Raw genomic sequence first — 22,956 nt, 5'->3', positions numbered from 1 at the left:
GGCGCTCACGCCACGTCGAAGATTTGTTCGAAGTTGGAGATGGCGAGAATTTTTCGCACATCGGCATTGGCGTTAGACAGGGTGATTTCGGCATTCTCGCCGCCTGCGTGATCCCGCAACAGCAGCAACATGCCGAGGGCAGAACTGTCGAGGTAGGTAGCGTCCTTCAAATTGACTTCGAAGGATTCGGGCTTCGGAGTGAGGTTTTCGTAGGATTCACGAAATTCCTGATGTTTGGCGAAATCGAATCGTCCCTTGATCGATATCGTCAGTTTCTGTCCATCCTGGGAGACTTCGGTAACGACTGACATTGAACGGCTTCCTTGTCATGGCGATTGTTTAAGAGGTTTAGCACCTGGTGGGGACCAGGGCAAGATCCGATTAATACGGACTCTCGCGCGGCAATCGCTGGGACAGTTCATCCAGCAGCTTTTGCTCGCGCTTGTCTTCCAGGCGCCGCGCCTCATCCATGTAGCGCAGCACCAGCTTGCGCAACCCTTCAACCCGGGCGTAGGCCTGCTGCCAGGTATCCCGTGCCTTGTTCAGATTGTTCTGGTGCCAGGCCAGACTCTGGCGCTGCTGGTCGATGGCGGTGCCCAGTTGCGCCAGGAAGCCTTGATAGCCCAGCAGCCACTGGCCTGAAACGCCACTGCTGCCGCGCACGATCCATTGTTCCTGGTAGTCGAGGCGAAAAGCTTCGAGGTCGGCGAGTTTGCTTTCTGCCAGACGGACCTGTCCTTGAAAGTGCCCCAAACGCTGCACCGCGGCTTTCTCGACCTTTTCGGCCATCTCAACCACGGGTGCCAGGCGTGACGCTCGGCTCTGGGCCATGACCGGTTAACCGCCGGCCGCGGGGGCGAAGATCGAGCCGAGGTAGGCTTCGCTTTCGCCGAGGTTGATGTTGTCGTTCAGGCCCTGGCGCAGGTATTTGACCAGTTGCGGCTGCAAGGCAATCGCTAGATCGGTCTCCCGGTCGCCGCCGGCCACGTAGGCGCCGACACTGATCAAATCGCGGCTCTGTTGATAGCGCGACCACAGCTGCTTGAAGTACTGGGCGCGCGTCATGTGCTCCGGCGAAACCACCGAGGGCATGACCCGGCTGATGGACGCTTCGATATCGATGGCCGGGTAATGGCCTTCTTCGGCCAGTCGCCTGGACAAAACGATGTGACCATCGAGCACGCCCCGCGCGGAGTCGGCAATCGGGTCCTGCTGGTCATCGCCTTCGGACAGCACGGTGTAGAACGCCGTAATCGAACCACCGCCCTTCTCGGCATTACCGGCGCGCTCCACCAGTTTCGGCAGTTTGGCGAACACCGAGGGCGGATAACCCTTGGTCGCGGGCGGCTCGCCGATGGCCAGTGCGATTTCACGCTGGGCCTGGGCGAAACGGGTCAGGGAGTCCATCAGCAACAGGACGTTCTTGCCCTTGTCGCGAAAATATTCGGCGATACGCGTGCAGTACATGGCAGCCCGCAAGCGCATCAGCGGCGCGTCGTCCGCCGGGGAGGCAACGACGACGGAGCGCTTGAGGCCTTCTTCACCGAGGATGTGTTCGATGAACTCTTTAACTTCACGTCCCCGCTCACCGATCAGGCCAACGACGACAATGTCGGCCTCGGTGAAGCGGGTCATCATGCCCAACAGCACACTCTTGCCTACGCCGGTACCGGCAAAAAGGCCGAGCCGCTGGCCGCGACCAACCGTCAACAAACCGTTGATGGAACGAATGCCCACGTCCAGCGGTTCGCTGATGGGTTCACGTTTGAGCGGGTTGATGGTCGGGCCGTCCATCGGCACCCAGTCTTCAGCCTTCATTCCGCCTTTGCCGTCCAGCGCACGACCGGCGCCGTCGAGCACCCGACCCAGCATGCTCATGCCCATCGGCAAACGCCCGGCATCCGCCAACGGCACCACTCGGGCACCCGGGGCAATGCCGGCAACGCTGCCCACCGGCATCAGAAAGACCTTGCTGCCGGAAAAGCCCATGACTTCGGCTTCGACCTGCACCGGCTGATAACTGTCGTCGTTGATGACCATGCAGCGGCTGCCCATGGCGGCGCGCAAGCCTTCGGCTTCAAGGGTCAGGCCGACCATGCGCAGCAAGCGGCCTTCAAGGATCGGTCCGCCAGACAGTTCGGTGACCTCGGCATAACTGCCCAGGCGTTTGGCGAAGCTGGTGCGATCAAGGCGCATCAGGTTCGTCCGCTGCCGATGCAACCGCTGGCTGGCTGGCACCCGACAGTTCCACTTTCAGGTCCGGCGCCGCGGGGTGCAAGGCCTGCTCGTGCAACTGATCGAACAGCTTGTCCATGACCCGTGCGAGACGGGTTTCGACGGTGGCATCGATGCGACTGTGCTCTGTCTCGACCCGGCAACCGCCAGGCAACAACGCCTCGTCCTCGACGATGCGCCAGGTCTCTTCATGACGCTCGCGCAGGGCTTTGACCTGTTCGAAATCCTGGGGATTGATGTACAGACGCACATTGCCCACGCCCAGCGGCAACAGCTTGAGCGCCTCCCGCATAACGTGTTCCAGCTGCGTCGAGTCGATGGCCAGCTCGCGCTGAATTACTTGTTTGGTGATGTGTTTAACGAGATCGACCAGGGACTTCTCGATCTGAGTGTCCTGTTCGGCGATGGGCTCGAACAGATTGCCCATGAGTTTTTCCAGCGCACCGATTTTCGCCGTCAGGGCTGCATCGGCTTCCTGACGGACCTTGAGCGTCGTGCTGTGAAAGCCTTCCCGCTCGCCTGTGGCGAAGCCTTCGTTGTAGGCCTCCTGGCGAATGCTCTCGAGCTCTTCGAGGGTCAGCGGCTGGACTTCATCCAGCGGCACTTCCTCCATTTCCGGCGGCTCGGGTTCAGGCTCCGGCTCGGGTTCAGGGACGTACGGGTCGAAACTGGGTAACGACCAGATATCAACACCGCTGACGTCCTTGGCACGGATCAGGTCGGTCTGGGACTCATCATGTTTGGTCGACATAGTGACCTTAGATCATCTCTTCGCCGCCCTTCCCGCCGAGAACGATTTCTCCGGCTTCGGCCATACGGCGGGCAATAGTGAGGATTTCTTTCTGTGCAGTTTCCACGTCGCTGACGCGCACCGGGCCTTTGGCCTCGAGGTCGTCGCGCAACAGTTCGGCCGCTCGTTTGGACATGTTCTTGAAGATCTTTTCCTTGACGTTTTCGTCCGACCCTTTGAGGGCCAGCACCAACACATCGGAGGACACTTCGCGCAGCAATGCCTGAATCCCGCGGTCGTCGACATCGGCCAGGTTGTTGAACACGAACATGAGGTCTTCGATCTGACCGGACAGGTCTTCGTCGACTTCGCGGATCGAGTCCATCAACTGACCTTCGATCGAGCTGTCGAGGAAGTTCATGATGTCGGCTGCGCGCTTGATGCCACCCAGGTTGGTGCGCGAAGCATTCGAGTTGCCGGAGAACTGCTTCTCGAGAATCTGGTTGAGTTCTTTCAGGGCAGCAGGCTGAACGGTGTTCAGCGAGGATACCCGCAAGATGATGTCGAGGCGCACCTTGTGGTCGAAGTTGCCCAGCACTTCACCGGCCTGGTCCGGGTCGAGATACGCCACCACGATCGCCTGGATCTGCGGGTGCTCGTAACGGATCACGTCGGCGACGGCGCGTGGTTCCATCCACTTCAGGCTGTCGAGACCACTGGTGTTGCCGCCCAGAAGAATCCGGTCGATCAGGCCGTTGGCCTTGTCTTCGCCCAAGGCCTGGGTGAGCATTTTGCGCACATAGTCGTCAGAACCGACGCCCAGGCTGGTCTGGTCGCCGACGATGTCGACAAACTCGCTCATCACCTGCTCGACCTGCTCGCGGTGCACGTTGCCCATCTGCGCCATCGCCACGCCCACGCGCTGAACCTCTTTCGGGCCCATGTGGCGTAACACCTGCGCAGCATCGGTTGAGCCCAGGGACAGCAGCAGAATCGCGGCTTTGTCGACCTTGGACAGTTTGGCGGCAACGGCTCGGTTATCACTCATCTGCGTTAATCCACTCTTTCACGACCTGGGCCACGCGACCCGGATCTTCTGCCACCAGACTCTTGATTGCATTCAACTGTGCGTCATAGCCTTCGCTAGGACTTGGCAGCAGGATGCTTTGCGGACCGCCAAGGCTGACGCGGTCGTTAGCCAGGTCGCCATCGAGGCCGCCCATGCCACCCAATTCCACGTCACTGCCGATGCCGGCCAATTGCTTGCCTTTGCCGCCATTGGTGATGTTGTTGAGCACCGGACGTAACACGCCGAACACCAGCACCAGAATGAACAGTACACCCAGCACTTGCTTGATCACATCCCAGAACCACGGCTGGGAATAGAACGGCACATCGGCGATCACTTCGCCGCGCTCGGCGGAGAACGGCATGTTGATCACGCTGACACTGTCGCCACGGCTGGCATCGAAACCGACCGCGTCCTGCACCAGGCGTGTGAAGCGCGCCAATTCATCGGCAGTCCATGGCGCGCGAGAAGTTTCACCGTTGGCCGGGTTGATCTTGACCTGATCGTCCACCACGACCGACACCGACAGGCGATTCAAACGGCCCTGTTGCTGTTTGGTGTGGCTGATGGAACGGTCGAGTTCGAAATTCTTGGTGGATTGTTGACGCTTGTCTGCTGGATACGGTGCGAGCATTGGCTGGCCAGTGGCCGGGTCCATGATTTGCTGACCGTTGGCATCCAGCAGAGGCTGACCTGGCTGAACCATGCCGGCCGACGCGGTAGCGCCACCGGTCGTTGCGGGGGCAGACGCTGGCGACGGCGGCTGGTTGCTCAGGGCACCCGGGACGCCTTGTGGACCGTTGCTGGCGGTACGCTGTTCGTTCACCGACTGTTCGCTGCGCAACGCCGGTTGGTCCGGATTGAACTGCTCGGAGGTCGACTCGACGGCGCTGAAATCCACATCGGCCGAGACTTCGGCCTTGTAGCGGTCGTTGCCCAGCACCGGCTGCAGGATGTTATGCACGCGCTGAGTGAGCATGCTTTCCATGCGACGGCTGTAATCGAATTGCTTGCCCGCCATGGTCAATTCGGAGTTTTCCGCCTGATCCGACAGCAGGTTGCCCTTTTGATCGACCACGGTGACCTGGGATTTGCTGAGCTCGGGGACGCTGGTTGCCACCAGATTGATAATCGCCAGTACCTGGCCAGGCTCCAGGGAGCGGCCGGAATACAGTTCGATCAACACCGACGCGCTGGGCTTGCGCTCATCGCGCACGAACACCGAGCTTTTCGGGATCGCCAGGTGCACGCGGGCACCCTTGACGTTGTTCAGACTGGAGATGGTTCGGGCCAGTTCACCTTCAAGGCCGCGACGATAACGGGTCGCTTCCATGAACTGGCTGGTGCCCAGGCCCTGGTCCTTGTCGAGGATTTCAAAACCGATGTTGCCGTCGCTGGGAGTGACACCAGCGCCCGCGAGTTTGAGCCGCGCACGGGACAAGTCTTCGGCCTTGACCAGCAAGGCACCGGAATTCGGTTCAACGGTGTAGGGAATATCAGAGGCGGCCAGGGTATCCATGACCTGCTTGGCGTCCATACCGGCAAGGCTGCCGTACAAAGGCCGGTAGTCCGGCTGCTGGGACCACAACACCACGGCGAAGCCAATCGCCACGCTCGCTGCCAGACCGACCAACAGGCCTACCTGACGCAACATGGTCATCTCGGAGAGGTTTTCCAGGAAGGACAACCCGAACAGCGGCGGTTTACCGTCTATTGGAGTGGCCTTGGCCGGAACGTTATCAGAGGCTGCTTCTGCCATGACTCAATATCGTCCTTAAACCGGCATCTGCATGATGTCTTGGTACGCCTGAACCAGCTTGTTACGGACTTGGGTAATAGCCTGGAAAGACACACCGGCTTTTTCTTTGGCGATCATCACGTCGGTCAAATCGACGCCGCTCTTGCCGATCTCGAATGCGGTGGACAGCTGGCTGGAGGCCTGCTGGGTTTCGTTCACTTTATTGACGGCCTGACCGAGCATGTCGGAGAAACTGTTGCCCGGCAATTGAGGGACGGCGGCAGTCGATTTCGGCGCAGACATTGCGTCCATTTGCATGGCACGCATATCCAGCATCAACCGATTAAATTCAATACCTTGGCTCATGGTTTCTCTCTTTTGACGTCGCTGGCGACCCGCAATTTTTTGACGCTCACTCGGCGGGTAGTCAGGTATTAGCAACAAGGGTGCCAGCTCCGTGGCTATGTCATACAAAAGCCCTTTCAGCACCTTTCAACATTTGAAATCTCGACTCACCCTGTAGCAGCTGGCGAAGCCTGCGTCCGGCTGCGCAGCAGTCGTTTATTCATTTGACGCGGCGTATATGAAAGACCGCATGCACAAAAACTAACGACTGCTGCGCAATCGGACGCAGGCTTCGCCAGCTGCTACAAGAAGCAGTTTCAAGTGGCGAACAGGTAGGCCTCCACGTCCATTCCGGCGTCGCGCATTTGCGCCAGCTTGTAGCGCAACGTGCGCGGGCTTATGCCCAGGCGTTCGGCGGCTTCCTTGCGGCGACCACGCTCGGCGCGCAAGGTGTCGATGATCATCTGGAATTCACGGCGCCGCAGGTCATCGCCCAGCGCCCCCGCCGTTTCGACCTCGACTTCAATCACTCGCGCAGCCGGTGCCATAACCGTCAACGGCGCACAGGCCACAGGACCGGACAGGCAGAAATCCTGAGGCTGAATCAACCCGCCCTGCTGCAGAATCAGTGCTCGCTGAATCGCGTTATCCAATTCGCGCACGTTGCCAGGCCACGGATAACCGATCAGACACGCTTGAGCTTCGGGCGATAGCTTCGCCGCGGCATGCTTCATTTTATTGACGTGTTTGGCCAAAAGACGCTCGGCCAGCGGCAGTATGTCGGCGGTGCGCTCGCGCAGCGGACGCCATGCCAGCGGAAACACCGACAGACGATAGTAAAGATCTTCACGGAAACGGCCTGCTGCCACTTCCGCCGCGAGGTCGCGGTTAGTGGTCGCTACCACCCGAATGTCCAGCGTGATCGGCTTGCGCGCGCCGACCCGCTCGACTTCGCGCTCCTGCAACACGCGCAACAGCTTGGCCTGAAGGCTCAAAGGCATTTCGGAAATTTCGTCGAGCAGAATCGTGCCGCCATCGGCCTGCTCGAACTTGCCTGCCTGCGCAGCGATGGCACCGGTGAACGAGCCTTTTTCATGACCGAACAGCGTGGCCTCCAGCATGTTGTCCGGGATCGCGGCGCAGTTGATCGCAATGAACGGCTGGCTGGCACGATGGGAATGCTGGTGGATGTATCGCGCGAGCACTTCCTTGCCGGTCCCGGACTCGCCGGAGATGAGCACGGTCGAATCACTGCGCGCCACCCGGGCTGCCAGTTCAAGCAACTGTGCGCTGGCTGGCTCGAACGCGATCGGGCCTTCGCTCTCGGCCGCGCCGAGACTGCCCAGGGCATGCCTAGCCACCAGATCGAGCAGCGCCTTGGGTTCGAAGGGCTTTACCAGATAATCCGCCGCGCCCTGCCGCATCGCATCGACTGCACGCTCGACAGCGCCATGGGCGGTCATCAGCAGCACCGGCAGTTGTGGCTGGCGCGCTCGCAGCAGACTCAGCAACTGATGGCCATCCATGCCCGGCATGTTGACGTCGCTGAGCACCAGATTGAATGCGTCCTTGCCAACGGCCGTGAGTGCTTCCTCCGCCGAACCGACGGCGGTGTAATCGTGCCCCGCGAGCAGCAATGTATCGGCCAGTGCTTCGCGTAACGCGCGGTCGTCCTCGACCAGTAAAACCTTGATCCCCATGTTCTTCACTCCGCTCCCTGATCGATGCTCTTTTCACCCGAAAAAAGCGGCAGGATGACCTGCGCACACGTTCCGCGACCCGGTCGCGAGCGCAGCAGCAATTCTCCCTGATGAGCGCGGGCCACCGCCTTGACCACGGTCAGGCCCAGGCCGGTTCCGGTGTTTTTAGTGGTAAAAAAAGGCTCGCCCAGACGCGCCAGCACGTTTGGCTCTATGCCACTGCCGCTGTCACTGACCGACACGCGCAGGTTGTTATCACGGGTATAGAGATGGACCTTCAAGCGCACATCACCGGCACTGGCTTGAATGGCGTTCTCGATCAGGTTGAGGATCGCGCCGACCAGGGTGTCGCGATTGCACAACAACTCCCCGACATGACTGTCGCACTGCCAGCGAATCGGCAAATCCTGCACATGAGCAAGTGCCGCCGCTTGCAGCGATTGCATGAGCATTTTTGGCGTAACGCGATCCGTCAGCGGCAGCTCGCCACGGGCGAAGATCAGCATGTCTCGCACTTGGTGCTCCAGCTCATGCAGACGTTCTTTCAGGCGCCCGGCAAAGCGTTGCTGAGTGGCGACGGGCAGTTCCTGCTCGGTCAAATGACTGGCGTAAAGCAACGCGGCGGACAAAGGGGTACGAATCTGATGGGCCAGCGATGCGACCATCCGCCCGAGCGACGACAGGCGTTCATGACGGGCGAGCTGATCTTGCAGATGGCGGGTTTCAGTCAGGTCATTGAGCAACACCAACTGACCCGGTTCGGCGTCGAGCGAGCGAGTGGAGATCGACAAACGCCGACCATCCTTGAGCGAGATTTCATGCCCGTCGTCTTCACGGGGCGCAAAGCAGCGAGCAATGACATGGCGCCACAGCTCGCCTTCGAGCGGCAGGCCGAGCAGCTCACACGCAGCGGGGTTGGCTTCGCGCACGATGCCCTGAGCATCGATGACGATGACGCCACCGGGCAACAGATCAAGGAGGTTTTGCAGGCGATTGGCGAGGCGTTCTTTTTCCGCCAGTTCCTGCATGCGCTGAGCGCTGACCACTTCCAGCTCGCCTTTGAGCTCGGTCACCCGGGCTTCGAGCATGCTGTAAGAGTCGGTCAGCTGATTCGACATCTGACTGAACAGGGCAAACGACTGCTCAAGGCCAAGCCGGTTTGCCTGCTCTGCGGACGACGATAGCCCCGAAGCGTCAGGGACAGGAGACATCTGGGCGGCTTGGGGCATCGTGCACTCTCGCTTGGCTGACCGTCAGTTAAACGGAACGTTGCGAGGGATGTAGCAATACCCGTGCCTAAAAAAACCGCCTACTGTAGGAGCGAGCTTGCTCGCGAAAATCGTTAACGATAACGCGTGCTTACTGGTTGAACGCGGTGCCTTTGAATGCATCGCGAGCAAGCTCGCTCCTACAGGAGGGCCAAACAGGCGTCAATCATCTGCCTGTTCATCACCGTCACGACGGCTCATACCGTATTTGCGCATCTTTTCCACCAGGGTGGTGCGACGAATACGCAAGCGCTCGGCAGCACGCGCCACGATGCCATTGGCATCATCCAGCGCCTGCTGAATCAGCCCCTGCTCAAGACCACCGAGGTAGTCTTTCAAGTCCAGGCCTTCCGGCGGCAGCAAGGCATTCACCGAGAAGTCCGGGGTATGGCCGTTGATGGCCACCCGCTCTTCCAGGTCACTGCGCAAACTGTCGACCAATTGCTCGTCTTCGTCGTCGACGTAGCGGAATTTCTTCGGCAACTCGACCACGCCGATCACCCCGTACGGGTGCATGATCGCCATGCGCTCCACCAGATTGGCGAGCTCGCGGACGTTGCCGGGCCAGCCGTGACGGCATAGCGACATGATGGCTGCAGAATTGAAACGGATCGAACCACGCTTCTCGTGCTCCATGCGCGAGATCAACTCGTTCATCAGCAACGGGATGTCTTCGACACGCTCGCGCAACGGCGCCATTTCGATCGGGAACACATTCAGGCGGTAGTACAAGTCTTCGCGGAAGGTGCCGATCTCGATCATGCTTTCGAGATTCTTGTGGGTCGCGGCAATGATGCGCACATCCACGCTCTGGGTCTTGTTACTGCCCACGCGCTCGAAAGTACGTTCCTGCAACACGCGCAGCAGCTTGACCTGCATCGGCAGCGGCATGTCGCCGATTTCGTCGAGGAACAGCGTGCCACCGTTGGCCAGCTCAAAGCGCCCGGCACGGCTGGTGATCGCTCCGGTGAACGCACCCTTCTCGTGGCCGAACAGTTCGCTTTCCAGCAACTCGGCCGGGATCGCCCCGCAATTGACTGGAACGAATGGAGCGTCACGACGCTTGGAGTGATAGTGCAAGTTGCGCGCAACCACTTCCTTGCCGGTGCCGGACTCGCCCAGGATCAACACACTGGCGTCGGTATCGGCGACTTGCTGCATCATCTGACGGACGTGTTGAATCGCCCGGCTGGTGCCGACAAGACTGCGGAAAAGATTGGGTTCGCGATGACGACCGCGCTCGCGGGCCTGGTCATACATCTCGCGATAGACCTGGGCACGGTGCAGCGAATCGAGCAATTTGCTGTAGCTGGGCGGCATTTCAAGGGTCGAAAGCACTCGGCGACGCTGGTCTTCAGGCAAGTCGACGGAAGAATTATCGCCCATCAACAAAACCGGAAGGAACTCATCCCAGGTTGAGAGTGTCTTTAACAAGCCCAAAAGTGCGCCAGGAGCATTGACCGTCCCGATGAGGACACAGATCACTTCACGACTAGACGACAAAGAGCCGACAGCCTGCTGCCAGTCATGGCTTCCGCAGGGAAAATTTTCTTCACCGAGAAAATTTAAAATCACCGCCAGGTCGCGGCGGCGGACGCTATCGTCATCAATTAGCAGAATTTTGGTTTCACGCCACATGCAATAGCAACTTCCCTAGTCAACTCGGTGCCCGAAATGAGTGGGCAAGCTAGACGCTTGCAGACCGTTAAGCCTGTAGACGCGTGATATCGGTGAACAGCCACTAGTTAAGTCAAAAAACCGTGCACAGTCAAATTTATGGCGCACATTGTCTGGATTAACCGGGAATTAATTAACCAAACAGATGGTAAACCTTTGCAGCGCTCTTCGCTTGAGTGATCTGCGACATCTCGTCGACTATCGCCTGACGCTCACCCATCGTCACCGTCAATAAATCTTTATAGACCGCCAGCAAACTCTCCAGATTGGTCCGCAGCGCTTCCTCATCGATCGGCGCTTCACTCAGCACCTCGTCCACGCATTCGCGGCAGGCCACATCCAGCTCGCCGATCGCATCCCAGTTACGCTCGGCCAGCGCATCAATGAGCGCTTCGCGGGTTTCTTCAATCCGTTGCAGTGCTTGACTCATGGCGTCGTTCCTCAGGCTTGTGGGCCTATTGGGTTGCGATGGCATCCCAGCCGCTTTTTACCGTAACCAACAGCTGCATGACTTCATCGATGATCTGCGTGTCGTTGCTGACATTCGCCTGCACCAACCGCGCATTCATGTACTCGTACAGACTGTCGAGCTGTTCGATCGTGGCCGGGTCTTCCGCCTTCTCCGCGTCGAGGCCCTGACGCAGACCGGTTATGATGTCGATCGCCTTGGTGATCAGCAGGCATTTCTGGGCAATATCACCGCGGGCCAATGCGCCCTTGGCCTGAGCCAGTCGATCCAGGCCGCCTTCAAGCAGCAGTTGAATCAACCGATGCGGGCTGGCCTCGGATATCTGGGCGTGGGAATTGACCTTCTGATACTGGCGAAGGGCTCTCATAGGGTTCATGTTGCTACCTCGTTACAGGCCACAGGCAAAAAAGTTTCTCTAACCATTTTGTCGACTGTGTCGCATAAAACTTTAATCCAAAGCCAAAAAATCCGGACCACTCACACGCTGTTCTACAGGGCGTTTCAACGCCCCCATCATCAATCCGACTTCGGATTATTCAGCGAGTTAAGCGTGGTCATGATGCTGGAGCTGCTGGCGTTGATCTTGGCGATCAGACTGTCCATTGCGGTGTACTTGGCCGTCAGGGACGTCTGCAAGCTGTCCATGCGACGATCAAGGTCCGACTGCTGAGTCGTCAGGTCCGTCAACTTGGTATTCAAATCCGTCACGCGCGAAGCAAGCAGACCGGTCGCACCGACATAGGTGTCTGTGGCCTTATTCATGCGGGTGATCAAACCTTTATCACCGGTGAATAGCTTGGCGATATCCGCAGAGCCCTTGACCACAGCCTTGTCCCACGCCTTGTCATCCAGGGACAGCAAGCCGGTTTTCTGGTCAGTGGTAATACCCATCTGCGACAGTCCGCTCATGGCACTCGAACCCGAGCTGTTGACCAGTTCGCTTCGCAGGCTGGCAACCAGCTGGCGCATGGACGCATCACCGGTCAGCGCACCGGCCGTGGTGGTCGCGGAGTCACCGGTAGCGGTAACCTTGGTCTGGGTGTTGATGCTGGTCATCAGCGCGTTGTAGGCCGAGACGAATGACTGGACCGAGGTCTTCAGGGTGGCAGCGTTGCTGTCCACGCTGATGGTGATAGGCTTGTCCTTGTCACTGGCGACGAGTTCCAGGCTTACGCCACTGATAGCTGAAGTCACCTTGTTGGAGGTCGACTCCATGGCGACACCATCGATGGTGTACTTGGCGTTCTTGGCTGCCGCACCAGCGTCATAGCCCATGGCCAGATCCGAACTACCACTCAACGTGATGTCGGTACCCGCGCCACTGTTGGTGGAGCCGATCACCAGGCGCGCACCATTGGCATCGCTCAAGACGTTCGCACTGATGCCTTGCGCCGAGAGCTGAGTGTTGATCGACTCGCGCACCTGACTAAGGCTAGCGCCACCAGGAATCGACACATCATAACTTTTGCCGGACTGGGTAATCGTCAGCGTCTGAGCCTCAGTACCCGGATTGGCTGCGCCCGTCGCGCCCCCGGCAAATACTTTGCTGGTGATTTTCGACGAGGTCGCGAGATCCTGCACCACAACCACATACTTGCCGCTGGAGGCGCCGTCGCCGAGGGTAACCTTGACGTTTTTTTCTTCGGACGTGGAAGCAGCGAGTCCATTGAAAGCGGACAGATTGTTCAGTTTGGCGAGTGCAGCGCGGTAGGTGTCCAGCGCACCCTTCACGGTGCCGACAGCCGACAATTGAATGGTCGTGTCTTTCTGCTGGTTGGTGATCTGCGTCTGCTTGGGTGCCTTTTCCGCACCAACTAAGGCTTTCACAATACCCTGAGTGTCGTAGCCCGACCCCACGCCGGTAATCGTTGAACTCGCCATCTGTAATCTCCTTGTCCTGTGGCTGCCGCTTTATTGGCGTACATCGCCTTGGCAGCAGTCAGAAACACATTTCATGCCAGCTCAGGCCTTCGTATCAAACAGCAGGCTGCTGGCATCACTTAAATTCTGGGCAAGCTTCAAAGCAGTTTCCGAGGGAATCTGCCGAATGACTTCGCCACTTTCCGTAGCGACCACCTTGACCACTACCCTGCCAGTGGAATCATCGATGGAAAAATCCAGGTTTCGCTGAGTCGATTGCACGAACTCGCGAATATCGGTCACGGCCTTTTCCAGCGCCACTCGCTTGGTGTCTTCAGTGGCGGCGGGCTCTTGCTCGACCACTGGCGGTGCCAGAGTGACAGAGGCGCTAGCCGCTTGTTTCGCGGCAGCCGGGTAATGCGCGTTCAGCTTAATGCTCATATCCATGTCATCACCTCAAAACCGAAAAAACGGAAGGGCACGTACGCGCCCTTCCGTTAGTTAAACGCTACCGATATTACTGAAGCAGCTTCAGTACAGCGGATGGCAGTTGGTTAGCCTGGGACAGGATCGCGGTGGAAGCCTGTTGCAGGGTTTGTTGCTTGGTCAGCTCGGCGGCTTCGGAAGCGAAGTCGGCGTCCTGTACGCGGCTACGGGCTGCGGTGGAGTTTTCCGAGATGCTTTGCAGGTTGGCAACGGTGCTGGTGAAACGGTTTTGAACAGCACCCAGCTGCGAACGTTGGGTGTCGATCTGCTGAATCGCGCCGTCCAGAGCCTGGATGGTTTGCTGAGCGCTGGCTGAAGTCAGAACGCTCAGATCAGCAACGGTGGTTTCCATTTTTACTGCGACTGTTGGCGCGGTAGATGCAGTGGTCAGACCCAGAGTCGCCAGGCCTTTGCCAGTGCTGCCATCAGCAATGGTGATGTCTTTGGTAGAGAACAACTCCAGAGAGTTGTCGTCTTTGTTGGTGCTTGCGGTAACGCCAGTGCTTGCACTATTGATGGAGGACACAATGTCTGCCATGGTCGAACCAGCAGTGAACTTAACTTCAGTACCGTTTAGGCTAACCGAAGTAGCTGTAGTCAGCTTGGCTTCAGTGCTACCTGCAGAGAGGCCCAGCTTGGCTAGTGCGCCTGCACCACCATTCGCGTTTGCTGCAGTAGTACCGTTGCCCAGTTTGATTGCTTTGCCGTCAGCAGAAGTCAGCTCGAGGCGGCCTTCAGCGGAAACTGTAGCCGCTACGCCGGTTGCAGTTGCACCGGTGTTGGCAGTGTTAATCTTGGTGGCGATGGCAGCCATAGTATCGTTAACAGCAAAAGCAACGTCTTTACCGTTGATATTGATTTCAGCTTTAGCGTCCAATTTTCCTGGAACTGCAGGTGTGGTGGTAGAGCTACCGACAACTACTGCTGGTGTAGCCATACCCATGTTTGCAGTGTTACCAGCAAGGGTAATTGCCGAACCTGTAGTAGATTCCAGCTTAAGCTTACCAGTACCATCATCGCTTGCAGTAACTCCGACACCCGCTGTGCCGTTAATTGCCAATACAGCATTCGCCAGAGTCATACCAGCGGTAATGCTTACTGCTTTGGTATTGATAGTCAGCGTTTCGCCACCAGCTGGAATGGTACCCCAGGTAGCATTACCGGTAGCGCTGTCAAGAACAGTAGTTGTTACAGCAGGCGTGCCGCCTGGCAGAGTAACCGGATTACCAGTCACCGAAGCCGACAGGGAAGTCAACGAACCAGCAACAGTTGCTTCGCTGTAAGTACCTTTCAAACCAGTAGCGCTGATGTCGCTCATGCCGAACGAGATGGTCTGGTTAGCGTCGGAACCGATCTGGAAGCCAACGTTCTGGAAGGTACCGTCGAGCAGGTTACGACCACCGAAAGTAGTGGTAGCAGCGATACGAGTCAGCTCGCCGACTTTAGCGGTGAATTCCTGTTGCAGGGAATCACGGTCAGCCTGGGATTTGTCACCGTTCGCGGAGTTCAGAGCCAACTCACGCAGACGTTGCAGAATGTTGGTCGATTCTTGCATCGCGCCTTCAGCGGTCTGGGCGATGGAAGTACCGTTGTTTGCGTTGTTGATCGCAACGGTCATGCCTTTGACTTGGGAGGTCAGACGGTTGGCGATCTGCATGCCGGCGGCATCGTCTTTAGCGCTGTTGATTTTCAGGCCGGAAGACAGACGGGTCATCGAGGTGCCCAGGGCATCGCCGGCTTTGTTCAGGTTCCGCTGAACGGTCAACGATGTAATGTTGGTGTTTACTGATAAAGCCATGACGAATTCCTCGTTGGTTGGATACTGCGGCTTCCGGCCCTGGCAACCGCCGGGTGTGGCCTAGAGAACCTTCGTAATAGTTATCGTCGTGAAAGCAGGTTGCTTGAGCGTTTTTTTGATTTTATTTACTAGCACCGTGCCACTCCTTGAATTTCAAGGCCTTAGATCAGAGCCCCGGAATGCAAAAACGCCCATGACCTCGCGGTCATGGGCGTTTTTTTGGCGTTAATTAACTGGCGCGTCAGGGGCGATGAATAATCGCCGATCCCCAGGACAGGCCTACGCCGAAACCGCTGATTGCCACGCGCTTCCAGCTGGAGTCGAACATGTGCTTTTCCAGCAGCAGCGGAATGCTCGACGACACGGTGTTGCCGGTCTCGACCATGTCCTTGATGAACTTCTCCGGCTCGCCTTCGAAACGTCGCGCCACAGCGTCGACGATGGCGGCGCTGCCCTGGTGAATGCAGAACGCGTCGACATCCTGAGACGTCAGGCCCGACTCGTTCAGCAACTCGTGCAAATGCGCTGGCACCTTGAGCAAGGCAAAGTTGAAGACCTGGCGCCCGTTCATATAGAACACACCGTCTGTGACCTTCAAATGAGGTGCGCCGGAACCGTCGGTACCAAACTTGGCTTTGCCAAGCTGCCAGGTTGCGTCTTCGCCCATCCAGGTAGCGGTAGCGGCATCACCGAACAACATCGTGGTGTTGCGATCTTCCGGATCGACGATCTTCGAATACGGGTCGGCGGTGATCAGCAGGCCATTCTTCAAGCCTGCGGCTTCCATGAAGCCCTTGATGGCATAGATGCCGTAGACATAGCCCGAGCAACCCAGGGAGATGTCGAACGCCGCAACATTGGTCGACAGGCCCAACTTGTCCTGAACGATGGCCGAGGTGTGCGGCAAGCCTTCTTCGTCACCGTTTTGGGTGACGACAATCAGCACGTCGATGGATTGACGATCCAGCTGAGGATTGTTCGCAAACAAGGCATTGGCCGCTTCGACACAGAGGTCGGATGTTTCCTGAGCCGGATCCTTGCGCGGCAGGAACGCCGAACCGATTTTCCCGAGGATGAACTCTTCATCCTTCTCGAACTTCGCGCCCTGAGCGTAATTATCCAGCCCACTCGCTGGCACGTAGCTAGCAATGCTTTTTATGCCAATCATTGTGGCTTCCCAATACTAAATAGCTGGAGATCACCGCTCGCAAGACCGAGAGGTACTGACAATACTGGATTTCACCGAGCGAAAAAATACGGCGCAGGCGCTTCAGAAATCCTGAAAACACGCCCGACAGGGGTCAGCCCCCTGCCCATCCTTTTTTACACAATACAGTGAAGATGCGCTTTATGACTCGCAGGTCACGCATTATGCGTGCCTTGTGCCAAACATCCAGCCACAAACAAGCGATCAGTCGCCTGCTGAATGACAAAAAGTACCGATTCAAGGGTCAAGAAGGGATAAAGAAGACATAGCCGACACCTGGGATGCCGGCTATCAAGAGAGGATCACAATTTGTTGAACAGGCTCAACTGAGAGATTTTCACGAATGCCAATTGCGATGCCTGCAGCAGCGATTGCTGAAAAGCCAGGTCGATCGAAGCGGTTGCGATATCGGTACTACCAATGGCTACCTGGGTACTGGCATTGGATAGACTGAGGCTGATGTTCTCGGTATTGGCAATATCCACCGAGTTCAAGCGCGCACCGATTGCGCCCTGAACACTCAGGATTTGCTCACTGGAGTTGTTCAGGTTGCCAATGGCCGAATTCAACGCGTCCTTGAGCTTGATCTGCGCCATGACGTCACCGTCGGAAGGCGTTTCCAGCGCTTGGCGCAACTGGCTCAACGTGTCGAGCGCACTCTGGGTCTTATGGCCGCTGGCACCCACGACGAACTGATCATCAGCGCCTGGAGAACCTGTGAAATCGAGTTTGACGCCTGCCACCGTGATAGAGCCCGCCGTCAGCACACCATCGCCAATCGACTTGCTGTCTGCACTCATCGGCTGGGCGTACACCTTATAGTTGGTGGCATCGGTGAACTTGACGACCACACCGCTGCTGGGGAACCCGTTGACGTAGGCCGCTTGATCAGCAACACCGGAACCCGTGACTTGCGCGGTCGATGCGTTGCTGGGTGTACGGGATGCGTTGAAGCTGTCGGGCTTGCTGCCCAACGTGAAAATATGATCCTTGACCTCAGCGTCAGGCGTCATTGGCAGCGTGGTCGCGGGATCAATTGGAGCCTTGAGTCGCAGCGTGATATCGAACTGCACGCCGCGCAAATTGATGCTGGCGCTGCCTTCTTTCTTCGAGTCGAACGTGCCATTCCCGGACACCTCGGAAGTCACGTCATTGCCGTCTTTATCGGCGATGCTGAAGTGTGTGCTGTCGATAAACTTCAGCTCGTAAGGCTCGCCGGCAGAGAAGTTCTTGGTGTAGGCCGCATTGGAAGTCAACAGGCCGGCAGATACTGAAACCGTGCCGTCATTGGGCTTGGACGGATCAAGGATTGCCTGGGTGCGTCCCGAATTTATCGCCGATTCGAGGATGCTCTTTCCGGTATCACTGGTGGCAATGGACAGGGTGTCCGAGATCTGCAGACTGAGTTGGGTATCGTCCCCCTGGTAGGTGTAGGTGCCGTCGTTGTTGCGCACATAAGGTTGCGTTGTAGTCTTCGAACCCGCGAACAAGTAATTACCGGACGGGTCCTTGCTATTGAGCAAACTCAGGACGTTAGCTTCGATCTCGCCAAGTTCTGCCGCGATCGATTTGCGATCCGCATCGCTCTTGCCACCATCACCCGCACTCAGCGTCAACTCACGAGCACGCTGCAGCGCCGTGTTGATGCTATCCAGCACGCTTTCTTCGTTCGCCAGCGTGTTTTTGATACTGCCGATATTGGTGCTGTATTGGCCCAGCATGTCTTTCTGCTGTTGCAGCATCAGCAACTTCGCGGCGCCCACAGGATCGTCACCAGCCGTCTGAATGCGATCTCCAGAACTGATCTGTTCCTGAGTCTTGACCACCGAAGAGAAATTATTCTGGTACTTGGCCGCACTCGTCTCAAAGTACTGGGCAGTAGAAATACGCATCGTCGAAAACTCCCTTAAAGACTATTGATCAGCGTGCTGAAGGTTTCTTGCGCGGCCTTGATAATCTGCGACGACGCGGTGTAGTACTGCTGGAACTTGACCAGATCGGCGGCTTCGTCATCCAGGTTGACCTGGGAGACGGAACCGACTTCGGACTTGGCCCGGGCCAGGATTGCGCCACTGGCGGTGCTGTCACCCAGGGCCTGACTGGCCTTGGCGCCGACCTGTTCCACCAGCCGGCTGTAGGCGGTGGTCATGCTCATGCCGGCGTTGCCGCCAGTGACGCCGACCGTTGCCTTGGTCTGCAAACCCAACAGTTCGTTGGCGTTGCGGTTGTCTTTCTTGCCATCGACGTTGAACGCGACTTCGTACTTGTCGTTCTTCGAAGGCGAGCCACTGACCGTGGTGTTGAAGGAGAACGACTTACCTGGAATCACGGCACCCGAAGAATCGAGCATCGGCACGTTGATCGTCAGGTCGTTGCCCTGGCCCGGCACGATGGTGCCGGTGCCGATGCTCTGCCCTTTCGAGTTGAACACTTCGTAGCCCTGGCTCCCGCCTGCGGCGTCTTTGAAGGTCAGCGTCACGGGCATGGAATTCTTGATGCCGTCTTGCAGCGCAGCCAGATCCGCGCCGCCATAGATATCCATCGGAATGGTCAACGCCGGCGGAGTCAGCGCACCGGTACCGCCGTTGCCCGTGTTACTGGTCGCAACCAGCGCACCGGCGAAGGCGAGCTTGTTCGAGTCGGTCATCTGGGTGGTGATGCTGCTTGCGCCGGTCCGGGTCGGGATCACCTTGAACGAGTCACCCGCGCTCAGACCACCACCGTTCAGATCAAGTTTGAAACCGTCGATTTCTGCCGCCGGGGACAGGTCGAAAGCTCCCATGTCCTTGCCGTCGGAGCGCTTGACCGTGTACTTGTCCGCCGCTGTAAACGTTACCTGATAGTCAAACGTCGTCAGCGCACTGGAATTGGTGATGGTGACATCCAGGTTGCCGGAACCGGTACTGTTGTTCGACGACGCCAGGCTGCGCTGACTGATAGCGGTCAAGCTGTTGATGCTGGAGAACAGCGATGAACCAAACTCGCCATTGGCATCGAGCCCCTGCCCCAACTGGCGGTTGATCTTGTCGGCAACCACAATCGCCGTACGGCCCAGGTCATTCATTGCCGGGACCAGCACGTCATCGCGATAGCGCAGCAAACCACCGATCTTGCCGCCGCTGACAACGGAGGTCACATCAGTGACTGAAGATGGGGAGTTCACCTGGATGGTCAACTGACTCTTGTCGATCCCGGTTCGGGCCGTCGTGAGGGTGTTGGACGTATTGCCCAACACCAGCGATTGGCCCGTCCCCAGGGAGATGTTGTAACTGCCGTTCTGCTCCTGAACCGTCACGCCGACCAGTTCATTGAGTGTGCGGACCGCTTCGTTACGCGCATCGAGCAAGTTGCTCGGGCCGCTGCCGGTCGAGCTGCTGGCCTGGGAAATCTGCTTGTTCAGCGAGGCAATGGAGGACGTCAACTGGTTGACCTTCTCGGTCATCGTCGTCAACTGGCTGTTGATGCCCTCGTTCTGTTGTTGCATCTGCGAGGCCAAGGCGTTGAAGCGGTTGCTCAACGTCTGTGCATTGGTCAGCAGCAGTTGCCGGGCAGCCGTATCGCTTGGGGTAGCGGCGGACGTTTGTACCGACGAAAAGAAGCTGCTCAAGACCGCGCTGATCCCCGTGGTCTTGTCGGAGAAGAGCTTGTCGAGCGGGTTCACTTGCTCAAGGTAGGCGTTGGCATCATTGCTCAGCGACGTGCTGGTCTGCAGCTGTTGATCGAGATAAGCGTTATAGACCCGACGCACGTCCGCCAGGGTCGTACCGCTGCCGATGAACACGCCGCCACTCAGATTGGATGTATTGCTGCTCTGAATGGTCTGCTGGCGTGAATAGCCAGCGGTGTTGGCGTTGGCAATGTTGTTGCCGACGGTCGCCAGCGACACCTGACTGGCGTTGAGCCCCGACATCCCGATATTGAGCAAACTCATGGTTCAGACCTTATACCTTGTGCCTATATAGGCGTGGTGGAAACGCCCGCCGCAGCGTAGTTCTGATAACTCGTCATCTGCTTGGCTATCTGCGAAATCTTGCTTGCGTAGTTCGGGTCGGTTGCATAACCGGCCTTCTGCAACTCGCGTACAAATTGTTCCGGGTTATCGGCCGACTTCACGACATCTTGATAACGATTGTTGCTTTGCAACAACGTCACCAGGTCGTGGAAGCTGTCCTTGTACGAGTCGTAGGAACGGAACTGCGCCGTCTCCTTGACCATCTCGCCATTCCTGAATTCACTGGTGATGGCCCGCGCCGAATCGCCCTTCCAGCTACTGCTGGCCTTGATGCCGAACAGGTTGTGACTGCTGCTGCCATCCTGGGCGCGCATGACCGATTTGCCCCAACCGGTTTCGAGCGCGGCCTGGGCCACCAGGTAGCGTGGATCGACACCAATGCGATCGGCCGCTTCCTTGGCCATGGGCAACATGGCATTGACGAATTCGTCGGCGGAGCTGAACGCTTTCTTCGGCGGTGCCAGCGGAATCTGCGCCATGGCCCGGCCGTAAATCTGCAGACGGCCGGTCGACGGCGCCTCGGTTTGCGCCGTCAGCCAATCGCCGTTATAGAGCGAGCCGGAACCGGTTGTGCTGGTTTGCGGCACTTCGATTTTGTTGATCGCCGAGGTGGCTTTCGCTGCCGGGGTCGATGCTGACGGCACCAGTCCGGCGAGCAAGCGATCCGCCAGTTTCGGCGGCAACGCCAATCGACGCTGATTGATCAACGCCATGTCATTGCGGTGCGCGCCCTCGCCTGCTGCCTGCGGCGCATGGATCGAACGCGAAGCCCACAGCGGACGCTGTCCATTGACGCGTGACAACGGTCCATTGATGGCGACCGTGCCGGCAGCAATCGGCGTTTCCACGGCAGCTTTCGCTTCGGCCTGCTTGGCGGCGGACGCTGCAGCAGCCTCGCCCGGCGCCATCGGTTTGTTCTTCGACATCTGGCGCATCAACACGTCGGCCAGACCAATGCCACCGCCCTCGCGGGACATGGAAACCGCCAGTTGCTGGTCGTACATTTCCTGGTACTGCTTGGCTTCAGGCGTGTTGAGCGGGTTGTCCTGCCCCAGCGTGTTAGTGGCGGAGCGCATGGACTTGAGCATTTCTCCCAGGAACAGCGACTCGAACTCCTGCGCAACCTTGCGCATGTTGCCATCGCTGTTCTTGTCGCCGACCTTGAGCTGGTTCAGTCGATTCAGGTCCGAGTAGGAACCCGAATCGCTGCTGCTGACCAGACCGCTCTTGTACATATCCATGGTCGCCGTCCTCAGATCACGATCAGATCGGCTTGCAACGCGCCGGCCTGTTTCAATGCTTCGAGGATCGCCATCAAGTCACCCGGTGCCGCGCCGACCTGGTTAACCGCGCGAACGATTTCGTCGAGGGTGGTGCCCGGCCCGAATTTGAACATCGGCTTGGCTTCCTGCTGGGCGTTGACCCGCGAGCGCGGCACGACCGCCGTCTGACCGTTGGACAGAGGGCCGGGCTGGCTGACGATCGGGTCTTCGGTAATGGTCACGGTCAGGCTGCCGTGCGTCACGGCTGCCGGGGAAACCTTTACGTTCTGGCCGATCACGATAGTGCCCGTGCGGGAATTGATGATGACTTTGGCCACCGCCTGACCAGGATCGACTTCGAGGTTCTCGATGATCGACAGGTAGTCGACACGCTGGCTCGGATCCAGTGGCGCACTGACGCGAATCGAACCGCCGTCGATGGCCTGGGCGACGCCAGGGCCGAGCATGTTGTTGATCTTGTCGACGATGCGCTTCGCCGTGGTGAAGTCCGAACGGTTAAGGTTCAGGGTCAGGCTGTTGCCCTGGTTGAAGCCGCTCGGCACCGAGCGTTCAACCGACGCACCGCCAGGGATGCGACCGGCCGACGGGACGTTGACAGTGATCTTAGAACCATCGCGACCTTCCGCATCAAAACCACCCACCACCAGGTTGCCCTGGGCGATGGCGTAGACATTACCGTCGATCCCTTTAAGCGGCGTCAGCAGCAAGGTGCCGCCACGCAGGCTCTTGGAGTTACCGATGGACGAGACGGTGATATCAACCTGCTGACCGGGCTTGGCGAAGGCTGGCAAATCGGCGCTGATTGACACCGCAGCGACGTTTTTCAACTGCACGTTGCCCGAACCCGGCGGCACCTTGATGCCGAACTGCGAGAGCATGTTGTTGAAGGTCTGCAGGGTGAACGGGGTCTGTGTTGTCTGGTCACCGGTACCGTTAAGCCCGACCACCAGGCCGTAGCCGATCAATTGGTTGGAACGCACGCCGGAAATACTGGCGATGTCCTTCAGCCGCTCGGCTTGAGCGCTGAAGGCCGCGGACAACAACAGGGCGGCCACCGTCAGATGTTTAAGCTTCAAGAT

General features: G+C 58.2%; 20 protein-coding genes. All 20 read right to left on the bottom strand.

What is annotated here, in order from left to right; genetic code table 11:
- Positions 1 to 5: 5 nt before the first annotated feature.
- The 20 genes from ACA063_RS07710 to ACA063_RS07615 all read right to left on the bottom strand — a co-directional run bounded on the left by ACA063_RS07710 (position 6) and on the right by ACA063_RS07615 (position 22,956).
- Entirely contained in the window at positions 6 to 311 is a 306-nt protein-coding gene (locus ACA063_RS07710) for an STAS domain-containing protein (RefSeq protein WP_162435918.1), read from the bottom strand.
- A 70-nt stretch (positions 312 to 381) separates the two neighbouring features.
- Positions 382 to 831 (bottom strand): flagellar export protein FliJ, encoded by a 450-nt coding sequence (gene fliJ, locus ACA063_RS07705; RefSeq protein ID WP_162435917.1) that lies wholly within the window; start codon positions 829 to 831, stop codon positions 382 to 384.
- 6 nt (positions 832 to 837) lie between these two features.
- A complete protein-coding gene (gene fliI / locus ACA063_RS07700; RefSeq protein ID WP_497665383.1) occupies positions 838 to 2,196 on the bottom strand; it encodes a flagellar protein export ATPase FliI in 1,359 nt (452 codons plus the stop codon).
- Positions 2,186 to 2,986, bottom strand: a complete 801-nt coding sequence (gene fliH, locus ACA063_RS07695) for a flagellar assembly protein FliH (protein WP_497665382.1) — start codon at positions 2,984 to 2,986, stop codon at positions 2,186 to 2,188. The genes fliI and fliH overlap by 11 nt, the downstream gene beginning before the upstream one ends.
- Before the next feature lie 7 nt (positions 2,987 to 2,993).
- Positions 2,994 to 4,013, bottom strand: coding sequence for a flagellar motor switch protein FliG (gene fliG, locus ACA063_RS07690; RefSeq protein WP_008021334.1), 1,020 nt, complete (start codon positions 4,011 to 4,013; stop codon positions 2,994 to 2,996).
- The gene (gene fliF, locus ACA063_RS07685; protein ID WP_497665381.1) at positions 4,006 to 5,793 is read right to left on the bottom strand and encodes a flagellar basal-body MS-ring/collar protein FliF; all 1,788 of its coding nucleotides are present in this window, start codon (positions 5,791 to 5,793) and stop codon (positions 4,006 to 4,008) included. The genes fliG and fliF overlap by 8 nt, the downstream gene beginning before the upstream one ends.
- A 15-nt stretch (positions 5,794 to 5,808) precedes the next feature.
- Positions 5,809 to 6,138 (bottom strand): flagellar hook-basal body complex protein FliE, encoded by a 330-nt coding sequence (fliE, locus tag ACA063_RS07680; protein WP_194690657.1) that lies wholly within the window; start codon positions 6,136 to 6,138, stop codon positions 5,809 to 5,811.
- A gap of 296 nt (positions 6,139 to 6,434) precedes the next feature.
- On the bottom strand, positions 6,435 to 7,817 hold the full coding sequence (locus ACA063_RS07675; RefSeq protein ID WP_497665380.1) for a sigma-54-dependent transcriptional regulator: 1,383 nt from the start codon (positions 7,815 to 7,817) through the stop codon (positions 6,435 to 6,437).
- A gap of 5 nt (positions 7,818 to 7,822) precedes the next feature.
- Positions 7,823 to 9,028: a sensor histidine kinase gene (locus tag ACA063_RS07670; protein WP_497666486.1), complete on the bottom strand. Its 1,206-nt coding sequence runs from the start codon at positions 9,026 to 9,028 to the stop codon at positions 7,823 to 7,825.
- A gap of 219 nt (positions 9,029 to 9,247) precedes the next feature.
- Entirely contained in the window at positions 9,248 to 10,723 is a 1,476-nt protein-coding gene (locus ACA063_RS07665) for a sigma-54 dependent transcriptional regulator (RefSeq protein ID WP_497665379.1), read from the bottom strand.
- A gap of 172 nt (positions 10,724 to 10,895) precedes the next feature.
- The gene (fliT, locus tag ACA063_RS07660; RefSeq protein WP_497665378.1) at positions 10,896 to 11,192 is read right to left on the bottom strand and encodes a flagellar protein FliT; all 297 of its coding nucleotides are present in this window, start codon (positions 11,190 to 11,192) and stop codon (positions 10,896 to 10,898) included.
- Positions 11,193 to 11,217: 25 nt separating this feature from the next.
- Positions 11,218 to 11,607 carry a flagellar export chaperone FliS gene (gene fliS, locus ACA063_RS07655; protein ID WP_162440417.1) on the bottom strand — a complete coding sequence of 130 codons (390 nt, stop codon included), beginning with the start codon at positions 11,605 to 11,607 and terminating at the stop codon, positions 11,218 to 11,220.
- 140 nt (positions 11,608 to 11,747) lie between these two features.
- Positions 11,748 to 13,112 (bottom strand): flagellar filament capping protein FliD, encoded by a 1,365-nt coding sequence (gene fliD, locus ACA063_RS07650; RefSeq protein WP_497665377.1) that lies wholly within the window; start codon positions 13,110 to 13,112, stop codon positions 11,748 to 11,750.
- Positions 13,113 to 13,193: 81 nt separating this feature from the next.
- The gene (locus tag ACA063_RS07645) at positions 13,194 to 13,538 is read right to left on the bottom strand and encodes a flagellar protein FlaG (RefSeq protein WP_497665376.1); all 345 of its coding nucleotides are present in this window, start codon (positions 13,536 to 13,538) and stop codon (positions 13,194 to 13,196) included.
- A 70-nt stretch (positions 13,539 to 13,608) separates the two neighbouring features.
- The gene (locus tag ACA063_RS07640; protein ID WP_497665375.1) at positions 13,609 to 15,375 is read right to left on the bottom strand and encodes a flagellin N-terminal helical domain-containing protein; all 1,767 of its coding nucleotides are present in this window, start codon (positions 15,373 to 15,375) and stop codon (positions 13,609 to 13,611) included.
- A 241-nt stretch (positions 15,376 to 15,616) separates the two neighbouring features.
- Entirely contained in the window at positions 15,617 to 16,543 is a 927-nt protein-coding gene (locus ACA063_RS07635; RefSeq protein ID WP_194690664.1) for a ketoacyl-ACP synthase III, read from the bottom strand.
- Positions 16,544 to 16,884: 341 nt separating this feature from the next.
- Positions 16,885 to 18,474, bottom strand: a complete 1,590-nt coding sequence (locus ACA063_RS07630) for a flagellar hook-associated protein 3 (RefSeq protein ID WP_497665374.1) — start codon at positions 18,472 to 18,474, stop codon at positions 16,885 to 16,887.
- 14 nt (positions 18,475 to 18,488) lie between these two features.
- The gene (flgK, locus tag ACA063_RS07625; protein ID WP_497665373.1) at positions 18,489 to 20,513 is read right to left on the bottom strand and encodes a flagellar hook-associated protein FlgK; all 2,025 of its coding nucleotides are present in this window, start codon (positions 20,511 to 20,513) and stop codon (positions 18,489 to 18,491) included.
- Between the two features lie 23 nt (positions 20,514 to 20,536).
- Positions 20,537 to 21,835, bottom strand: a complete 1,299-nt coding sequence (flgJ, locus tag ACA063_RS07620; protein WP_497665372.1) for a flagellar assembly peptidoglycan hydrolase FlgJ — start codon at positions 21,833 to 21,835, stop codon at positions 20,537 to 20,539.
- An 11-nt stretch (positions 21,836 to 21,846) separates the two neighbouring features.
- Entirely contained in the window at positions 21,847 to 22,956 is a 1,110-nt protein-coding gene (locus ACA063_RS07615; RefSeq protein ID WP_497666485.1) for a flagellar basal body P-ring protein FlgI, read from the bottom strand.

Source organism: Pseudomonas sp. LBUM1643, assembly GCF_059716215.1.
This window is presented reverse-complemented; position numbering and strand designations above follow the sequence as displayed.

Excerpts from the sequence above, each read along its gene's own strand:
- fliS (WP_162440417.1), bottom strand. The coding sequence starts at position 11,607 with ATGAACCCTATGAGAGCCCTTCGCCAGTATCAGAAGGTCAATTCCCAC.
- fliE (WP_194690657.1), bottom strand. The coding sequence starts at position 6,138 with ATGAGCCAAGGTATTGAATTTAATCGGTTGATGCTGGATATGCGTGCC.
- fliI (WP_497665383.1), bottom strand. The coding sequence starts at position 2,196 with ATGCGCCTTGATCGCACCAGCTTCGCCAAACGCCTGGGCAGTTATGCC.
- fliH (WP_497665382.1), bottom strand. The coding sequence starts at position 2,986 with ATGTCGACCAAACATGATGAGTCCCAGACCGACCTGATCCGTGCCAAG.
- fliJ (WP_162435917.1), bottom strand. The coding sequence starts at position 831 with ATGGCCCAGAGCCGAGCGTCACGCCTGGCACCCGTGGTTGAGATGGCC.
- ACA063_RS07710 (WP_162435918.1), bottom strand. The coding sequence starts at position 311 with ATGTCAGTCGTTACCGAAGTCTCCCAGGATGGACAGAAACTGACGATA.
- fliT (WP_497665378.1), bottom strand. The coding sequence starts at position 11,192 with ATGAGTCAAGCACTGCAACGGATTGAAGAAACCCGCGAAGCGCTCATT.
- fliG (WP_008021334.1), bottom strand. The coding sequence starts at position 4,013 with ATGAGTGATAACCGAGCCGTTGCCGCCAAACTGTCCAAGGTCGACAAA.
- ACA063_RS07645 (WP_497665376.1), bottom strand. The coding sequence starts at position 13,538 with ATGGATATGAGCATTAAGCTGAACGCGCATTACCCGGCTGCCGCGAAA.
- ACA063_RS07665 (WP_497665379.1), bottom strand. The coding sequence starts at position 10,723 with ATGTGGCGTGAAACCAAAATTCTGCTAATTGATGACGATAGCGTCCGC.
- fliF (WP_497665381.1), bottom strand. The coding sequence starts at position 5,793 with ATGGCAGAAGCAGCCTCTGATAACGTTCCGGCCAAGGCCACTCCAATA.
- ACA063_RS07670 (WP_497666486.1), bottom strand. The coding sequence starts at position 9,028 with ATGTCTCCTGTCCCTGACGCTTCGGGGCTATCGTCGTCCGCAGAGCAG.
- ACA063_RS07675 (WP_497665380.1), bottom strand. The coding sequence starts at position 7,817 with ATGGGGATCAAGGTTTTACTGGTCGAGGACGACCGCGCGTTACGCGAA.
- ACA063_RS07630 (WP_497665374.1), bottom strand. The coding sequence starts at position 18,474 with ATGCGTATTTCTACTGCCCAGTACTTTGAGACGAGTGCGGCCAAGTAC.
- flgJ (WP_497665372.1), bottom strand. The coding sequence starts at position 21,835 with ATGGATATGTACAAGAGCGGTCTGGTCAGCAGCAGCGATTCGGGTTCC.
- flgK (WP_497665373.1), bottom strand. The coding sequence starts at position 20,513 with ATGAGTTTGCTCAATATCGGGATGTCGGGGCTCAACGCCAGTCAGGTG.
- ACA063_RS07635 (WP_194690664.1), bottom strand. The coding sequence starts at position 16,543 with ATGATTGGCATAAAAAGCATTGCTAGCTACGTGCCAGCGAGTGGGCTG.
- ACA063_RS07640 (WP_497665375.1), bottom strand. The coding sequence starts at position 15,375 with ATGGCTTTATCAGTAAACACCAACATTACATCGTTGACCGTTCAGCGG.
- fliD (WP_497665377.1), bottom strand. The coding sequence starts at position 13,112 with ATGGCGAGTTCAACGATTACCGGCGTGGGGTCGGGCTACGACACTCAG.